Origin of the sequence: Saccharopolyspora sp. 6V, from assembly GCF_020176785.1 — a bacterium.
In the GTDB taxonomy this organism is placed as follows: Bacteria; Actinomycetota; Actinomycetes; order Mycobacteriales; family Pseudonocardiaceae; genus Saccharopolyspora_C; species Saccharopolyspora_C gregorii.
This window is the reverse complement of the sequence record NZ_JAIUKB010000180.1, coordinates 1-16,662: the sequence shown is the minus strand read 5'-3', so window position 1 is coordinate 16,662 and position 16,662 is coordinate 1. Positions and strand designations below refer to the sequence as shown.

The window sequence follows — 16,662 nt, the reverse complement described above, 5'->3', positions numbered from 1 at the left end:
CCGGGGGCCCGGCGCGCCCCACCGTAACACCCGCGGGCCCCTTCGGGGGCGGGGGGGGGGCCCCCCCCCCCCCCCCGGGGGGGGGGGGGGGCCGCCCCCCCCCCCGGCCAGGACGCGATCCGCTTCGGTGATCACCTGACCGAGGTGGCGGGGGAGGCGTTCCTGGTGCTGAGTTCGGAACGGCTCGCGGTGATCGTGGAGCAGAGCAAGGTCGGGTCTCGTCGACCGGAGCAGCCCAGCGCCTCGAGTGGCTGGTTCGGCAAGGTCCGCTCCGCCGCCGCTCAAGTGCAGCAGGCGGCGGAGGGTATCGCCGCGCTGAAGGACGCGAAACACCCGCATTCGTACTTCGAGGTGCCGGTCTCGCAGGTGCGGGGCGTGCGGTTCGCGCCGATGGGGCGGAACATCCCCCGGGCCGCGTTCCTCCGCATCGATTTCGCGGACGGTTCGGCGCTGTTCGCGCGGCACTACGAGGCGGAGGCCGACGCCGCGAAGTCCACCGGCTCGGGCTGACGTCAGGGCTGCGCCAGCGGGAAGGTCGCGGTGAAGCGGGCTCCTCGGTCGGAGTCGGTGATGGCGAGGGTGCCGTCGTGCAGGTGGGCGATCTCGCGGGCGAGGGCCAGGCCGAGGCCCGCGCCGCCGCGTTCGCGGGCGCGGGCGGTGTCGAGGCGGGCGAAGCGTTCGAAGACGTGCTCGCGGGATTCGGCGGGCACTCCGGGGCCGTCGTCGAGGACGTCGAGCCGCGCCCGCCCGTCCTCGACGCGCAGGCTCAGCGACAGCCGCTGCTCGGCATGGGTTTCGGCGTTGTCGAGCAGGTTGGTGATCAGCCGCGACAGGTGGGTGCGGTGCCCGTCGACGACGACGCCCGGTTCGATCTCGGCGTGCCGGTGCAGGTGGGTCGGGGGCCTGCGTTCCAGGGTGTCGGCGGTGAGCGAGCCGAGGTCCAGTGCTTCGCCGGGGGTGTGCGGCATGCCGTCGATGCGGGCCAGTGCCAGCAGGTCGGAGGTGAGCCGCTCCAGGCGGTCCAGGTCGTCGAGGGTGCCTTCGGCGATGCTGGGCCAGTCGGCCCGTTGCGGGTGGGCTTGTGCCACTTCCAGCGGGGTGCGCAGGGCGGCCAGCGGGCTGCGCAGTTCGTGGGAGGCGTCGGCGACGAACTGCCGCTGCCTGCGCACCGAGTCGTCCAACCGGTCCAGGGTGTCGTTGAGGGTGAGCGCCAGCCGCGCGATCTCGTCGCCGCTCGCCGGAACCGGCATGCGCCCGCGCAGGTCGTGCGCGGACAGCCGGGTGAACTCGTGCCGGATCGCCTCCACCGGGCGCAGCGCTCGGCGGGTGCTGAACCAGGTCAGCGCGGCGACGACGGCCAGCAGCACCGGCATCCCGAACAGCAGCCCGGTCGTGGCCGCCTCGGTGGCGCGCTGCACGGATCGGGTGGAGGCGCTGGCGATCAGCGTCTGGGCACCGGCGGGTGTGTCCACAGTGGCCTGCGCGGTGCGCAGCGGCGCGATCGGTTCCTCGCCGGAGTGCGAGATGTCGCCGGGCAGGTCCGACCGGACTCCTGTCGCGGGTGGGTCCAGCGGTTCCACGGGCCGGGGCCGCGGGTCGTCCTGCGGGCTCACCGGTTCGCCGGGTTCCGGGTCGGCCGGGTCGAGCGGGCTCATCGGCGGCCCGGGGGCGGGCGCCTGGCCGGGTTCCGGGATCGGGAGGGCCGATTCGGCGCCCGCCGGTATCGCCCGCACGGTGACGTCGTCGGTGCGCACCGGGAGCTCCACCCCGGCCAGCACGGCCTCCCGCGCGGTGCTCAGCTGCTCGTTCAGCGCGGCGTCGAGCTCCTCGGTGAGCCTGCCGTGCAGGTAGCCGATGAGCGACAACCCGATGGCGACCGTGGCCAGCGCGACGATGCCGGTGGCGGTGAGGGTGGTGCGGGCGCGGATCGACAGGCGCCGCAGCCGCAGCGGGTCACGCACGGGTGCCCCCGGCCCGGGTGCGCGACCCGTTCGCGGCGGGCCGCTGCCGCGGTCCGCGTCCGGTGCGCGGCGTGCGCGCGCCGCGGTGGTCCTGGTCGATGAGGCCCCGCATGCGGCTCAGCATGACACCCGCAGCTGAAGCGATCTTCAGGTTGCTTCAGCTCCGCTTCAGCGGGCCCGGGCACCGTGGTCCTCGTCGCGGGAACACCCCGCGGCGAACCGGACCAGAGGAGTTCTCCACAGATGCGACAGACGCGAATCGTTCGGGCCGCCGCCCTCGCGGCCGGTGCCCTGGTGCTCGGACTCGGCGGCGCGGGCACGGCCTTCGCGGCCTCCGCGACACCGGTCCCCGCCCCGGTGCAGGGCGAGCCCATCGAATGCATCCCCGCAGGCGAGCCGGGCGTGCCCCCAGTCGAGGGCGTTCCGTCCGGTGCGCCGGGCGTGGCACCGAGCCAGGACCGCGGGGCGGACGACACCGTGCCGTGCATCCCGGGCGGCCCGCCTTCCGAGGGCGTGCCCGCGCCGATCGAGTGCATCCCGTCGGGTGAGCCGGGTGTCCCGCCGGTGGAGGGAGTCGCGGCCGCGCAGGCCGATGACACCGTCCCGTGCATCCCGGACGGCCCGCCCTCCGAGACCGTGCCCGCGCCGGGCGACACGATCCCGCCGCTGCCGACCGAGCCGGGCCGCCCCGGTGTCCCCTCGGACGCGCCGGGCATCCCGGTGCCCGCGCCGGGCGTCGCCCCGATCGGCTGATCAGGGCCGGCCGTCGCGGCCGGGAGCGGTTCCCGGGAGGACGGTCCCGGGCCGGGGGGGGGGGGGGGGGGGGGGGGGGGGGGGGGGGGGGGGGGGGGCGGGGGGCCGGGGGGGCGGGGGGGGCCGGCGGGGGGGGCGGGGGGCGGGGGGGGGGGCGGCGGGGGCGGGGGGGCGGCCCGGGCGCGGGGGGGGGGCGCCGCGGCCCCCCCCCCCCCCCCCCCCCCCCCCCCCCCCCCCCCCCCCGCCGTGCGTCGGAGGTGCCCGGTCAGCCCTCGGCGCCGCCGTCCGGCACGAGCCGGTAGCCGTGGCCGCGCACGGTCCGGATGCTGCGCCGCCCGAACGGGTTGTCGATCTTGCGGCGCAGCGCGCTGATGTGCACCTCGACCAGGTTCACGTCCGGATCGGCGGCGAAGTCCCAGCCGCTCTCCAGCAACCGCCGCTTGGACACCACCTGCCCGCCGCCGCGCGCCAGCAGCTCCAGCACCGCGAATTCCTTGCTGGTCAACGAGATGTCCTGGTCGCCGCGAGCGCAGCTGCGCCGCGCCGGGTCCAGCACCAGGTCCCCGACGCGCAGCAGCGGCGGCCGGGCCGTGGCGCGGCGCCGGATCGCGTTGCGCAGCCGGGCCAGCAGCACCACGTACGAGAACGGCTTCGTCACGTAGTCGTCGGCGCCCGAGTCCAGCGCGTCCGCCTCGTCGTACTCCCCGTCCTTCGCGGTGAGCATGATGATCGGCGTCCAGTCCTCCGCCGCGCGCAGCCGCTCGCACACCCGGTAGCCGTTGAGGCCGGGCAGCATGATGTCCAGCAGGATCGCCGCGTACTCGGTGTCGGCGGCGAGCCGCAGCGCATCGAGACCGTCGCCGGTGACGTCCACCGCCCAGCCCTCGGCTTCCAGCCCCGTGCGCAGCGCCTCCGCCACACGACGTTCATCTTCGACGACGAGCACCCGCATGCCGATCAGCATGCCAGCCCGCCGGACGCCGGTTCACTCGAACCGCTCGGGGTCCCCCGCGCCGTACCGCACGACCTCCGCTTCGCCGCTGGAGAAGTCGACGACCGTGGTCGGTTCGGTGCCGCAGTCGCCGGAGTCCAGCACCGCGTCCACCTCGTGGTCCAGCCGTTCCTTGATGTCCCAGCCCTGGGTGAGCGGCTCCTCCTCGTCGGGCAGCAGCAGCGTGCTCGACAGCAGCGGTTCGCCGAGCTGCGCCAGCAGCGCCTGCGCGGTGACGTGCTGCGGGATGCGGATGCCGACCGTCTTCTTCTTCGGGTGCATCAACCGCCGCGGCACCTCCTTGGTGGCGGGGAGGATGAAGGTGTAGCTGCCGGGAGTGCTGGCCTTGATCGCCCGGAACACCGAGTTGTCGATGTGCACGAACTGGCCCAGCTGCGCGAAGTTCTCGCACACCAGCGTGAAGTGGTGCCGGTCGTCGAGCTTGCGGATGGTCTTGATCCGCTCCACGCCGTCCTTGTTGTCCAGCCCGGTCCCGAGGGCGAAGCAGGAGTCGGTGGGATACGCGATCACCCCGCCGGACCGGATGAGGTCGACCGCCTGGCCGAGCGTGCGGCGCTGCGGGTTGTCCGGGTGCACGTCGTAGTACCTCGCCATCCACCGAGCCTAGGATCACCGGCCGCCGTCCGACAGGGCGGGCCGCGATGAGACCCGGATCGGCGGGGCATCGGACTGCTCTGATCGAGCGGCCGCCAGATCGGTGGTCGTCCGTAGCGGATCTTGTTGGTGTTGTGCGAGCCGTCGTAGCGTCCCATCTGATCGGGGAGGACGGGGATTCATGGATTTCGGTGCGGTGATGCGTGCGCTCGGCATCTCGGGGAATCTGACTCTGGTCTCATCGCGGGAACTGGTCGACAAGGTGAATCGGGCGGCGCTTCGCTTCGAGCGGAAAGAGCAGAAGCAGATCTTCCGGTACCGCAAGTGGCCCGTTCCGGTGACAGTCCCGGACGTGCTGCCCACCGCCCCGGTCCACGTTCTGCGGGAGGTCGGGGTCGCGACCACCTTCTTCGACGATCCGGTCTTCGCTGACGCGGCGAGGCTGTGGGCGCAGCTCCGCTACTGCGCGACCCTCGCCCCGCACCGCGGGCGCATGACGTTGTCGGCCACGGCGGCCAGTTCCGTTGTGCACCACCACAAGGTCGCCCAATCCGAATACCTGGGTATCGGGCTGGCGTTGTTCGTCGCTCGGCATGTGCTGAGCGAGCAGTATCCTGGATTGGACTTTCAGGCAGTGGATGCCGACGTCGCGCTCCGCTCGGGGATTCCCGGAGTGGGGGTGGTGCGCCAGGCGAGCGGTGTCCGAGTGCGCCCGGACTACTTCCTGATCGGCCACCCGCGCAACGGTGGCGCGGTCAAGATCGTAGTCCTGGAGTGCAAGGGCAATCACGGCAACGAGTCGCTCGCGGTCGATCAACTGGCGAAGGCGTGCGTGCAGGTCCGGTCGGTGGAGATCGCTGGTCGCGGTTGCCTGCCGTCACTCATGGTCGCGTCGTGTCTGCGGCAGTCCGGCATCACCGTGCACGTGCTCGACCCTCCGGGAGAGGACGAGCTGTGGTCGGGTAGCGCCGACGAGCTGGAACGCGAGTTGAACGAGGAACTCGGCGAGGTTCCGGAACCGTTCACGTCCGAACGGCCGGGATCCGAACAGCAGGACGACGCCGTCGACGAGCTGGCCCTGTTCGACCGGACACTTCCTGTCGATGTCGAGGAGTCCGATACGTCCTTTCCTGCAGAAGCGAGGGTCCTCAAAATCCCGCAGGCGAGCCAGAAGTGGTTCTCCCACGCGCTCGCGCGTTTCGGCGCGGCCTCGGCATTGCTGTTCGCGGGTGCGGGCCGGACTGCGGCCACGTACCGGCCGCCTCCTCCACGCGGGGGGTTCACCGGCCTCGACGAGCAGAGCTCGGCCTCGGGCGACGACGCGGCCACGGCGTTTGATCTCGGCGGCGGCCTGCACGTGATGGGTACCCGCTCGGTGCTTCCACTGCCGGATGGCGGGCGGTTCGTGGTGCACCGCGGCCTCGAATCCGGATTGTACGAGCAGCTCGCGGGTCAGCGGCTTGGTTCGTACCTGCGTTCGGCACCCGGAGTCGAGGAGCGTTGGCGGAACGGCATCCCCGATGAGGAGTTCGCTCGCGACGCCGTCTCCGTCGGGTCTGACGGCACGGTTCTCGCGGTGTCCCTGGACCGTGGCCGGTGAGGAACACATCGGTCGTTCGCGCCTGCGCGAAGCGGGCCGTCCCGAGATCCGGGCGGGCCCCTCCGCGGGTCGGTTCACCAGCCGCGTTCGCGCCACTCCGCGAGGTGGGGGCGCTGCTCGCCTAGGGTCGAGTCGTCGCCGTGGCCCGGGTAGAACCAGGTGTCGTCCGGGAGCTCGGCGAAGATCCGGTTCTCCACGTCGTCGAGCAGCGAGGTGAAGTCCGCGGGCGAGCCGGTCTTGCCGACGCCGCCGGGGAACAGCGAGTCCCCGGTGAACAGGTGCGGGTGCCCGGCCGGGTCCCGGTACAGCAGCGCGATCGAGCCGGGCGTGTGCCCGCGCAGGTGGATGACCTGCAGCTCGGCGTCGCCGACCGGCACCACGTCGCCGTGCTGGACCAGGCGGTCCGGCGGCACCGGCAGTTCCCCGGCGTCGGCGGGGTGCGCCAGCGTGTAGCAGCCGGTCTGGCCCGCGACCGCGCCCAGCGCCTGCCAGTGGTCGCCGTGCTGGTGGGTGGTGACGATGGTGCGCAGCCGCGGCCGGTCGTCGTCGTGACCCAGCAGGTCGGCGAGCCGCTCCGAATCGTTCGCCGCGTCGATCAGCAGCGCGTCCCCGGTGCCGCGGCAGGTCAGCAGGTACGCGTTGTTGTCCATCGGGCCGACCGACACCTTGGTGATGGTCAACGCGTCCAGGACCCGCTTGGCGGGGGCGCCGCCGGGTTCGACATGGCCGGTGTACTGCTCGTATGCCTCCACGTGCGAAGCGTATCGCTCGGCGGCGCCGCCCCTCACAGCCACACCGGCAGCGCCGGGGCGTCCCCTTCCAGCGGCTCGGGACCGGTGCGGCCGAGCAGCCAGCCGAGCATCGGGCCGGGGCGCCCGCGCACCTGGGCGGGCGGGGAGGTGGTGCCGCGCAGCTCCCAGGTGCGGGTGCGGCCGTCGTCGAAGTCGACCACCACCGTCACCGCGGGCACGTCGGGCCTGCCGCCGAACTGCTGCACCACGTCCTCCAGCAGCTGCTCGGCGTCCGCTTCGGGGACCTCGTCGAAGCCGACGCCGCCGTCGAGGTCCACCAGGTGCACCCACAGCTCCAGCAGCCGCTTGCGCAGCACGTGGTGGGCGGGCATCGGTTCGCGTCCCACGACCTCCGCGTCCCACGCCGAGGCGGGCAGGGTGCGGACGGCGTGCGCGAACCGGCCGTGCGAGGCCACCACGTCCTCCACCAGCAGCCGGTGCCCGCGCACCGCACCCTCCTGGATGTCGGCGTCGCGGTCGGCGGGGCTGGCGTACATGGGGTGCTCGGCGCCGGTCCTGGCCCAGATCAGCAGGTTCAGCAGCCCGTCGGCGTTGCGGGCCAGGTGGGTGAGCACGTGCGCGCGGGTCCAGCCCGGCAGCAGGCTGGGCCGTCGCACGCTCGCGTCGTCCAGCTCCTCGCTCACCTGGAGCAGGCGCTGCGTGCTGCGTTCGATCGCGGACAGGGCGGCGGTGACCTGTTCGGTCGAGTGCGCGGCTCCGGCGGGCACGGGGGTGCCGCCGGCGCCGAGAACGGTGTCAGCCATCGGATTCCTTGATGTGTGCAGGAAATTCTCCGGACACGGCAGGGGAGTACCCGAGAGTAGGGGTACAGGCGCGTCCCCCGACAGTGCCCAATCCGGGGGAATTTGCGTATGGTCGCGCACAGGCGTGCTAAGGGGCGGCCCGGAATACTGCGCGCCGCTGCGCGTTGCACCCCTGAGCAGGGCGTGACCAGGGGCGACGCGGAACTGTCGGGGGTGCGGCATAGCATGGCCGCGCGACGTCCGAACACCGCTGAGCGCGGCCGCGCCGATACCCTCGGTGCTGCGCCCGCGCCCGAATCACGCCGGGCCGACCAGGGGCTCCACCCCGCACGGGCACGACGACCCGGCGATGCGGTGGGGAACCCCGTCCGAGTCGCCCGCGGGCCTGCGGTGACCGATGCCGTGGCCCGGTGCCGGCGGGCGCGTCCACCGAACCGGCGAGAACTTCCGAAAGGATCACAGTGGCCGACCGCCTCGTCGTCCGCGGCGCCCGCGAGCACAACCTGCGCGGGATCGACATCGACCTGCCGCGCGACAGCCTGATCGTGTTCACCGGTCTGTCCGGCTCCGGAAAGTCCAGCCTGGCCTTCGACACCATCTTCGCCGAGGGCCAGCGCCGCTACGTGGAGTCGCTGTCGGCGTACGCGCGGCAGTTCCTGGGGCAGATGGACAAGCCCGACGTGGACTTCATCGAAGGCCTGTCCCCGGCGGTGTCCATCGACCAGAAGTCGACCAGCCGCAACCCGCGCTCCACGGTGGGCACCATCACCGAGGTCTACGACTACCTGCGGCTGCTGTACGCCCGCGCGGGCAAACCGCACTGCCCGACCTGCGGCGAACCGATCAGCAAGCAGACCCCGCAGCAGATCGTCGACCAGGTGCTGGCGATGCCGGAGCGCACCAAGTTCCAGGTGCTGGCGCCGGTCATCCGCGGCCGCAAGGGCGAGTACGTCGACCTCTTCGAGCAGCTGCAGTCGCAGGGCTACGCCCGGGCGAGGGTGGACGGCGAGGTGTACCAGCTGGAGTCCCCGCCGAAGCTGAAGAAGCAGGAGAAGCACGACATCGCCGTCGTGGTCGACCGGCTCACCGTCAAGGCGAACGCGAAGCAGCGGCTCACCGACTCGGTGGAGACCGCGCTGCGGCTCGCCGACGGGCTGGTGCTGCTGGAGTTCGTCGACGTCGACGAGGACTCCCCGGAGCGGGAGCGGAAGTTCTCCGAGAACCTGGCCTGCCCGAACGGCCACCCGCTGGGCGTGGACGAGCTGGAGCCGCGCTCGTTCTCGTTCAACTCCCCGTACGGCGCCTGCACCGAGTGCGCCGGTCTCGGCATCCGCAAGGAGGTCGACCCGGAGCTCGTGGTGCCCGACGAGGAGCTGTCCCTCGGCGAGGGCGCCATCGCGCCGTGGGCCGGCGGGCACACCGCCGAGTACTTCACCCGGCTGCTCACCTCGCTGTCCGAATCGGTCGGGTTCCGGATGGACACCCCGTGGAACCGGTTGCCCACCAAGGTGAAGAAGGCGGTGCTGCACGGCACCGACGACCAGGTGCACGTGCGGTACAAGAACCGCTACGGGCGGCAGCGCTCGTACTACGCCTCCTACGAGGGCGTCATCCCGTTCCTGGAGCGGCGCCTGGAGCAGACCGAGTCGGACTACGCCCGCGAGAAGTACGAGGGCTACATGCGGGACGTGCCGTGCCCCGCGTGCGACGGGACCCGGCTGAAGCCGGAGATCCTCGCGGTCACCATGGAGAACCCGGCGCACGGCGAGCTGTCCATCGCCGAGGTGAGCGCGCTGAGCGTGCGCGAGTGCGCGTCGTTCCTGAACTCGCTGGTGCTGGGCCACCGCGAGGAGATGATCGCGGGCCGGGTGCTCAAGGAGGTGCAGGCCCGGCTCGGGTTCCTGCTCGACGTGGGCCTCGACTACCTGTCGCTGTCCCGCGCGGCGGGCACCCTCTCCGGCGGTGAGGCGCAGCGCATCCGGCTGGCCACCCAGATCGGTTCCGGCCTGGTCGGCGTGCTGTACGTGCTGGACGAGCCGTCGATCGGCCTGCACCAGCGGGACAACCACCGGCTGCTGGAGACGCTGAGCAGGCTGCGGGACCTGGGCAACACGCTCATCGTCGTCGAGCACGACGAGGACACCGTGCGCAGCGCCGACTGGGTGGTCGACATCGGCCCTGGCGCGGGCGAGCACGGCGGGAAGGTCGTGCACAGCGGCCCGTACAAGGAGCTGCTGGACAACGAGTCCTCCCTCACCGGCGACTACCTGGCCCGGCGCAAGGCCATCCCGATGCCCGCGGCGCGGCGCAAGCGGGACCCGAAGCGGCAGCTGACCGTGGTCGGCGCCCGCGAGCACAACCTCCGCAAGATCGACGTGTCGTTCCCGCTGGGCTGCCTGGTCTCGGTCACCGGCGTGTCCGGTTCCGGGAAGTCCACGCTGGTCAACGACATCCTCGCCTCGGTGCTGGCGAACAAGCTCAACGGCGCGCGGCAGGTGCCGGGCAGGCACACCCGGATCAAGGGCGTGGACCTGGTGGACAAGCTCGTGCAGGTCGACCAGTCCGCGATCGGCCGCACCCCGCGGTCCAACCCGGCCACCTACACCGGCGTGTTCGACCGCATCCGCAAGCTGTTCGCCGAGACCACCGAGGCGAAGGTCCGCGGCTACCAGCCGGGCCGGTTCTCGTTCAACGTCAAGGGCGGGCGCTGCGAGGCGTGCGCGGGCGACGGCACGCTGAAGATCGAGATGAACTTCCTGCCGGACGTGTACGTGCCGTGCGAGGTGTGCAAGGGCGCCCGCTACAACCGCGAGACCCTGGAAGTGCACTACAAGGGCAAGTCGATCGCCGAGGTGCTGGACCTGCCGATCGAGCAGGCCGCCGAGTTCTTCGAGCCGATCAAGTCGATCCACCGCTACCTGAGCACCCTGGTGGACGTCGGGCTCGGCTACGTGCGGCTCGGCCAGCCGGCGCCGACCCTGTCCGGCGGCGAGGCGCAGCGGGTGAAGCTGGCCAGCGAGCTGCAGAAGCGCTCCACCGGCCAGACCGTCTACATCCTCGACGAGCCGACGACGGGCCTGCACTTCGAGGACATCCGCAAGCTGCTCGGCGTGGTCAACGGCCTGGTGGACAAGGGCAACACGGTGATCGTCATCGAGCACAACCTGGACGTCATCAAGGCCTCCGACTGGCTGCTCGACCTCGGCCCCGAGGGCGGTTCCGGCGGCGGCACCCTCGTCGCCCAGGGGACTCCGGAGCAAGTCGCCGAAGTCGAGGAGAGCTACACGGGCCGCTTCCTGGCCCCGATCCTCGCGGAGGGGTGAGCGGACCCGTGCCACCCGGCCTCGACCGGGGGGCCACGGACCTCAGCCGCCGAGCCAGGTGCACCCGGCGGGCCTGTTGTCGTTGGCCTGGTGGTCACCGCACACCAGCAGCGTCCTGCTCCGCCCGGCGGAGTCGATGTGCTCGATCGTGATCGCCTTGTTCACCGGCACCTGGCGCTTCGACGGATCGGACCCGGTGGGGTCGTACACGATCGCGCCGGTGGTCGCGCGCGACATGCCCCCGATGTGCGACAGCTCGTTCCACGTGGTGATCCCGGTCAGCGGCAGCGGATCGTCCTTGAACTGGTTGATGGCGGTGCTCAGGAGGTCTATCGCGTCCCGGGCCAGCGCGGAACGTCCCTGGTCTGCGTCGTCGTCCGCGCGTTCCGCGTGCGGGAGCTTGTTGAACGACACGTAGTCGAGCTGCGGGCGGGGAGCATCGGGGTTGGACACCCGCCGGTTGAGCACGTACTTGGTGACGTCGTCGCCCGCGATCAGCCGCGCGGGGTTGCCGGGGTCGCACCTGTCCCGGGTCAGCAGTTCGTTGAGCTGTTCGGAGCGGCCCGCGAAGAACACCACCGAGTCCCGTCCGCACGCGAATTCCAGTTCCGCCAGATCGTCGGTCGTGTCGGCGGCGATGCCGCGGTTCGCGGTGAGCTCGTGGTGCAGGTCCTCGGCGAGGTTCACGCTGTAGTCGTCGCCGGGATCCTTGAAGATGATCACCCGGCGCGGACGTGCCTCGACGTGGTGCTGGAGGTATTCACCGACGACCCGGGCCTGGTCGCGGTTCGGTGGCGCGATCTGGAAGTAGAGCTTGCTCGACTTCCACATGTGGTCCTCGGAGGTGGTGATCCCGATGCTCGGCAGCCCGTGCCTGCCGAGCACGGAGATCGCTTCCTTGGTGGTCTGCCGGCTGCCGCCGAGACCGACGACGCCGACGACGGGTGACGTCGCCTCCCGGGCCGTCCCGGACCGGGTCGATTCGCCCCGCGCGGCGATGTTCTCCGCTTCGGCGGCGCGGGCGAGCTCTCCGATCCGCTCCGCGACCTCGGGGCCGTGGCGCATCTCCTCGCCACCGTTGGCGATGACGACCCGCATCGGGAGCCGGGCCAGGCGCGACCGGTTCTGGGCGTCGACGACTCCGCGCAGTTCCTCCAACGCTGCCGCCAGCGTCGTCGAATCGGAATTCGAGGTGGTCAGGACGCTGAAGTAGACGATGGTCGGGTAGGGGAGCTCGGGCTCGTTGCGGTGCCGTTCCTCGGCCGCGGCGTTGAGTTCGCGGACCCGGTCCTGCAATCCGAGCAGTTCCTCGCGGGTCTTGTCGTCCGCGTTCTCCGGCGGGGAGAACATGTATCCGGCCGACACGCCCACGCACTCCCCCCGCGCGCCGCCGAATCCGTCCGGGTCGATCCGGCTGAGGCCGGGCTCCGTCCACGGCAGCAGGGTGCGGCAGTGCGCGTTCCACTCGTGCAGGTACCAGGTTCCGGCTCCGAGCACCACGACACCCGCGATCGCCACGGGCACGAAGCGGAGGATCCGGGCGCGGGTGGTCCGGATCGGGAACTGGCCGCGCGGGAACGCGGGGCGCGGTTCCACATCGGTCGGTGGGTCCTCCACCCGGATCGGCAGGTACCAGGCGGTGGGGGAGCGCTTGCGCCTGGCCTCCTGCAGCCGGTGCTGCCAGCCCTGCACCGTGAGCGGTTCGGCCGGTGGGTCGTCGTGCGGCAGTTCCTCGGTCCCGCTGGCCACGACCAGCAGCGGGTCCCAAGCGCCGGTCTCGTTGCGCACGTCGTTGATCAGCCGGATCAGCAGTTCTCCGGTGGTGCCTGGTGTGACGCCCTGCAGGAGCAACACCGGGTAGTTGTCGCGCCGCATCCAGCGCCACCGCCACACCCGGCGCGCGTAGGCGTCGGCGAGGTCTTCTAGCAGCGCGTGCACCAGGAACTTGCGCACCTGGAGGGCGTTCTCGTGCACCGACGGGGTGGTCAGCAGCCGTTGCGCGAAGCTCGCGAAGTCCGCCGATTCGCGCGGCGAGAGGTAGTGCTGGCGCAGGAACCACCGCGCGGGCCTGCGCAACACCACACCGCGCTGGATCACGGGCGGCAGGAGGTAGAACAGCACCAGCGACGGCAACGCCAGGTACCAGGGCAGGGCGAGGGGGGGGGGGGGGGGGGGGGGGGGGGGGGGGGCCCCCCCCCCCCCCCCCGGGGGGGGGGGGCCCCCCCCCACGACCGCCTCCCGACGCGCCCCAGCGGCCAGGGCGTCGGCGGCGTCGCCCCACTGCGGGTANNNNCCCCCGGCGGTCCCGCCCCGCCCCCCCCACCCCCCCCCCCCCCCCCCCCCCCCCGCCCCCCCGCGGGGCCCGGGGCGGCGGGGGGGGGGGGCGCCCCCCCCCCCCCCCCCCCGAACCCGCTCCGTCGGGCTCCGCGCTGCGGCTCTTGAGCCGGAGCAGCCTGCTGCGCGCGTAGGTCCGCAGCAGGTCGCGGGCCTGCCGGTTCGGCACCTCGTCCGGCTCGGGCGGTTCCAGCTTGTGCTGCAGCAGGTAACTCGCCAGGGCGTAGCGGTGGAAGCGGATCCGCCCCTGCCAACGCCGCGAGTCGTGCCCGCCGAGGCCGAGCGCGACCTTGTCCAGGAGCTGTTCCCGCATCAGCACCGAGCGGTCCAGGTCGTTCTCCGGCAGCGGCTGGTCCGCGCTGATCAGCACGTGCGGCACCCCGCTGCCGAGGTGACCGCCGAGCTGGGTGGTCAGGTCGTGGGGCCGGGCCGGCCGGACCAGGTGGAAGATCGGCTGGTCGCCGACCGCGGTGAGCAGGCGGGGGCGCCGCCACCGCGACCCGATGACCGAGCGCAACTCCTTGACCGGGATGGTGCTGTTCTCGCTCATCGCGAACCCCCTCGATGCCGCCGAAGCGAACCACTCAGAGTAGCGATCTCACCTGTCCGGGGGGAGGTGTGCGCCGCGCGGATGCGGGTTCTCGCTACTCAGCCCGCGCGGCTTCGCTCGTTCGGCCGCATCCGTGGACCGATCCGGCGTCCACCGACCGGTCAGGGCGCGAACGCGAGCACCACCGCCGAGGCGAAGGCGCCGGGCTCCTCGGCGGGGGAGAGCAGGCCGGTCCCGGGGTCGCGGGGCAGCCGGGTGATGGTGCCGGAGTGCTGGTTCACCACGTGCAGCGCCGCACCGTCGGGGGCGAACGCGAAGTGCCGCGGCCACTGCCCGCCGGTGGGGGTGCTGCCGACGCGCTCCAGCCCGTCCTCCCGCACCGCGAACACGGCGATCGCGTCGTCGCCCCGGTTGGAGGCGTACACGTGCGCGCCGTCGCCGGTGACGGCGATCTCGGCGGGGAAGTTCTCCCCGGCCGCGCCTTCGTCGCGGGTGCCGATGACCTGCCCGGCGGTGAAGGCGGCGCCGTCCCAGTCGAGCACCGTGATCGTCGAGGCGAGCTCGGCGAGCAGGTAGGCGCGGTTCCCGTCCGGGTGCCAGGCGAGGTGGCGCGGCCCGGTCCCGGTGGGCAGGTCGAGGCGTTGCCGCTGCGCGAGCTTCCCGCCCTCCAGCGCGTACACGAACACCGCGTCCGCACCGAGGTCCACGGCGACCACCAGCTCGTCGTCCGGCGCGACGAGCACCTGGTGGGCGTGCGGTTCGGCGGCGTCGTGGCGCACCAGGTCGGTGGCGTCGCCGATGCGCCCGTCCGCGTCGAGCGGGTGCACCGAGACGGTGCCGTCGGTGTAGTTCGCCGCGAGCAGGTGCCCCGCCGGGTGCACGGCGAGGTGCGTCGGCCCGGCGCCGCCGGTGGGGGTGCTGCCGAGCACGGCGGGCGCGGCCGGGTCGGTGATGTCGAGCGCGGTGACCGAGCCCTGCTCCAGCTCGTTGGTGGTGTAGAGGACGCGTCCGTCGGCGGAGGTGGCGAAGAACGAGGCGTCCGGCACGCCCTCGACCGCGGTGGTGGCGGTGAGCTTCCCGGTGGCGGCGTCGAAGGCGGCGACCTCGAAGCCGCGGCCGCCGGTGGAGCTCATGCTGCCGACGTAAGCGGTGGTGGTGGCCGGCTCGGACGTCGCGCGGGCACCGGCGGAGGCGGCGGCGGGCAGCAGCGGCAGCGCGCTCGCCCCGGCGAGCAAGCCCAGGAAGCCGCGGCGGCGCAGGCCGCTCGCAGGCCGGGAGTTCGCGGGCAGGCCGTTCGACTGCCGGGCGTGGTCAGGTCCGGACACGGTGCTCTCCTTGATCGGGTGCATCGGCGCCCATCTCACCCCATGCCTCGACAATGGACTAGACCACAATGGCCCAATCGTCCCCGGGCCTTTCAACTCGGCGTGCTCGCTGCGGGATCGCGAGGACAGCGCGGCGAGGAGATCACTGACTGCCCGTCTTTGAACCCCGCCCGGCGGGTCGTGTCAGTTTCTTGTCGGCGGCGAAGCCGATGAGCTGCCGACCACCAGAGCAAGCCGACCACCCGCGGGTTCTCAGCGGCGTCCTCGCGAGGACAGCGTTTTCTCATGTGGCGGAGCCACCTGTGAAAACGATCCCGCAGCGAGGGCGCCGCTGAGGTTCCGCTTCCCGCCGTGCCTCGCAGCAGCGGAAGGGGCAGCAGTTCAGGACTCGACGTGTAGTACTTGTTTGCCGTGCACGTGCCCCTGCTCGCCGCGGCGGTGCGCCTCGGCCGCCTCGGCCAGCGGCAGCACCTCGTCGATCCGGGTGCGCACCGTTCCGTCGTCGATGAGCCCGGCGATGGTGCTCAGCGCGGGCCCGTCCGGTTCCACCAGGTAGCCGGTGGCGCGCACCCCGCGCTCCCGGGCGAGGTCGAGCAGCTCCGGCGCCACCCCGGACGGCACCGCGATCAGCAGCCCGCCCGGCTTGAGCACGTCCAGCGAGCGGGTGCTGGTCCGGTCGATCCCGTCGCCGACGAGGTCCAGCACCACGTCGATCTCGCCGGTCTCCTCCTCGAACCGCGCGGCGCGGTAGTCGATCACCTCGGCGGCGCCGAGCTCCCGCACCCAGTCCTGCTTGGCGGCGCTCGCCGTGCCGATCACGTGCGCGCCCGCGTGCGCGGCGAACTGCACGGCGAAGTGCCCGACCCCGCCGGACGCGGCGTGCACCAGCACCCGCTGCCCGCGGGTGACCCCGGCCAGGTCCACGAGGCTCTGCCAGGCCGTGAGCGCGGCCAGCGGCACCCCGGCCGAGTGGTCGTGGTCCAGGCCCACCGGCTTGCGGGTGAACTGCCGCGCGGGCGCGGTCACGTACTCGGCGTAGGCCCCGGCCCGGCGTGGGAACCACGGCATGCCGTAGACCTCGTCGCCGACCTCCAGCGTGTGCACGCCGAAGCCGATCTCCTCGACGATGCCGGAGACGTCCCAGCCGAGCACGAACGGCGGTTCGCCGAGAACTCCGGCCATCCCGCCGCCCTCGCGGGTCTTCCAGTCCACCGGGTTGACCCCGGCGGACACGACGCGCACCAGCACCTCGGTGGGCAGCGGCGCGGGGCGGGGCGCGGTGGTCTCGTGCAGCACTTCCGGTCCGCCGAACCGGTCCTGGCTGATGGCGCGCATGGTCTTGTCGCTCATGGTCCCTTTCCCGTCATGTCCGGTCGCCGCCGAAGCTATCCGCCGAGGGGTACGCACCCGCAAGGTCTGCTGCTACCCGGCGGGAAGCATCGAGGTGGGGGGGCCCCGGGTACCCCGCCGCCCCCCCACCACACCCGCGGACCCACCCCCCCGACCCAAAACCCCCCACCCGCACCCCAGGCCCCACCCCGCAACCCCGCCAACCCTGATTTGCCACGATATAACCCCCCACCAACACCACCACCACCACCACGAACCACATAAAAAACACCAACACTTACAACGCCAGCCCATAGACCTAGTTA

The 16,662-nt window shown here is 72.4% G+C and carries 12 protein-coding genes; 4 read left to right on the top strand and 8 right to left on the bottom strand.

Annotated features, from left to right (window positions below; translation table 11 throughout):
* The first annotated feature begins 144 nt into the window (after positions 1 to 144).
* Complete coding sequence (locus LCD35_RS27980) at positions 145 to 510, top strand: hypothetical protein (RefSeq protein WP_225045206.1); 366 nt, start codon at positions 145 to 147, stop codon at positions 508 to 510.
* 2 nt (positions 511 to 512) lie between these two features.
* On the opposite strand, the gene LCD35_RS30615 is transcribed toward LCD35_RS27980, so the two are convergent.
* Positions 513 to 1,961 (bottom strand): HAMP domain-containing sensor histidine kinase, encoded by a 1,449-nt coding sequence (locus LCD35_RS30615; RefSeq protein WP_225045205.1) that lies wholly within the window; start codon positions 1,959 to 1,961, stop codon positions 513 to 515.
* A 243-nt stretch (positions 1,962 to 2,204) separates the two neighbouring features.
* On the opposite strand from LCD35_RS30615, the gene LCD35_RS27970 reads away from it, so the two are divergent.
* Positions 2,205 to 2,714, top strand: coding sequence for a hypothetical protein (locus tag LCD35_RS27970; protein WP_224978050.1), 510 nt, complete (start codon positions 2,205 to 2,207; stop codon positions 2,712 to 2,714).
* Positions 2,715 to 2,979: 265 nt separating this feature from the next.
* Here the strand turns inward: LCD35_RS27970 and LCD35_RS27965 are convergent, their stop codons facing one another.
* A complete protein-coding gene (locus LCD35_RS27965; RefSeq protein ID WP_224960125.1) occupies positions 2,980 to 3,666 on the bottom strand; it encodes a response regulator transcription factor in 687 nt (228 codons plus the stop codon).
* A 33-nt stretch (positions 3,667 to 3,699) separates the two neighbouring features.
* Positions 3,700 to 4,320: an L-threonylcarbamoyladenylate synthase gene (locus LCD35_RS27960; protein WP_224960126.1), complete on the bottom strand. Its 621-nt coding sequence runs from the start codon at positions 4,318 to 4,320 to the stop codon at positions 3,700 to 3,702.
* A 181-nt stretch (positions 4,321 to 4,501) separates the two neighbouring features.
* On the opposite strand from LCD35_RS27960, the gene LCD35_RS27955 reads away from it, so the two are divergent.
* On the top strand, positions 4,502 to 5,920 hold the full coding sequence (locus tag LCD35_RS27955) for a hypothetical protein (RefSeq protein ID WP_224967210.1): 1,419 nt from the start codon (positions 4,502 to 4,504) through the stop codon (positions 5,918 to 5,920).
* 74 nt (positions 5,921 to 5,994) lie between these two features.
* On the opposite strand, the gene LCD35_RS27950 is transcribed toward LCD35_RS27955, so the two are convergent.
* Both LCD35_RS27950 and LCD35_RS27945 read right to left on the bottom strand, forming a co-directional pair.
* Positions 5,995 to 6,672 (bottom strand): MBL fold metallo-hydrolase, encoded by a 678-nt coding sequence (locus LCD35_RS27950; RefSeq protein WP_224960130.1) that lies wholly within the window; start codon positions 6,670 to 6,672, stop codon positions 5,995 to 5,997.
* A gap of 32 nt (positions 6,673 to 6,704) precedes the next feature.
* Positions 6,705 to 7,475: a maleylpyruvate isomerase family mycothiol-dependent enzyme gene (locus LCD35_RS27945; protein WP_224967211.1), complete on the bottom strand. Its 771-nt coding sequence runs from the start codon at positions 7,473 to 7,475 to the stop codon at positions 6,705 to 6,707.
* 461 nt (positions 7,476 to 7,936) lie between these two features.
* Between LCD35_RS27945 and uvrA the strand changes: the two genes are divergently transcribed.
* Positions 7,937 to 10,798 carry an excinuclease ABC subunit UvrA gene (gene uvrA / locus LCD35_RS27940; RefSeq protein WP_224960134.1) on the top strand — a complete coding sequence of 954 codons (2,862 nt, stop codon included), beginning with the start codon at positions 7,937 to 7,939 and terminating at the stop codon, positions 10,796 to 10,798.
* 42 nt (positions 10,799 to 10,840) lie between these two features.
* On the opposite strand, the gene LCD35_RS27935 is transcribed toward uvrA, so the two are convergent.
* From LCD35_RS27935 to LCD35_RS27925, 3 genes are all read right to left on the bottom strand, one after another.
* Complete coding sequence (locus LCD35_RS27935) at positions 10,841 to 12,931, bottom strand: hypothetical protein (protein ID WP_224968995.1); 2,091 nt, start codon at positions 12,929 to 12,931, stop codon at positions 10,841 to 10,843.
* Positions 12,932 to 13,843: 912 nt separating this feature from the next.
* On the bottom strand, positions 13,844 to 15,007 hold the full coding sequence (locus LCD35_RS27930; RefSeq protein WP_224968997.1) for a lactonase family protein: 1,164 nt from the start codon (positions 15,005 to 15,007) through the stop codon (positions 13,844 to 13,846).
* A gap of 381 nt (positions 15,008 to 15,388) precedes the next feature.
* Entirely contained in the window at positions 15,389 to 16,342 is a 954-nt protein-coding gene (locus LCD35_RS27925; RefSeq protein ID WP_224967959.1) for an NADP-dependent oxidoreductase, read from the bottom strand.
* Positions 16,343 to 16,662: the final 320 nt, after the last annotated feature.

What these genes read in the sequence shown, in the direction of transcription:
- LCD35_RS27970 (WP_224978050.1), top strand. Translation starts at nt 2,205, where the DNA reads ATGCGACAGACGCGAATCGTTCGGGCCGCCGCCCTCGCGGCCGGTGCC.
- LCD35_RS27965 (WP_224960125.1), bottom strand. Translation starts at nt 3,666, where the DNA reads ATGCGGGTGCTCGTCGTCGAAGATGAACGTCGTGTGGCGGAGGCGCTG.
- LCD35_RS27925 (WP_224967959.1), bottom strand. Translation starts at nt 16,342, where the DNA reads ATGCGCGCCATCAGCCAGGACCGGTTCGGCGGACCGGAAGTGCTGCAC.
- LCD35_RS27945 (WP_224967211.1), bottom strand. Translation starts at nt 7,475, where the DNA reads ATGGCTGACACCGTTCTCGGCGCCGGCGGCACCCCCGTGCCCGCCGGA.
- LCD35_RS27955 (WP_224967210.1), top strand. Translation starts at nt 4,502, where the DNA reads ATGGATTTCGGTGCGGTGATGCGTGCGCTCGGCATCTCGGGGAATCTG.
- LCD35_RS27960 (WP_224960126.1), bottom strand. Translation starts at nt 4,320, where the DNA reads ATGGCGAGGTACTACGACGTGCACCCGGACAACCCGCAGCGCCGCACG.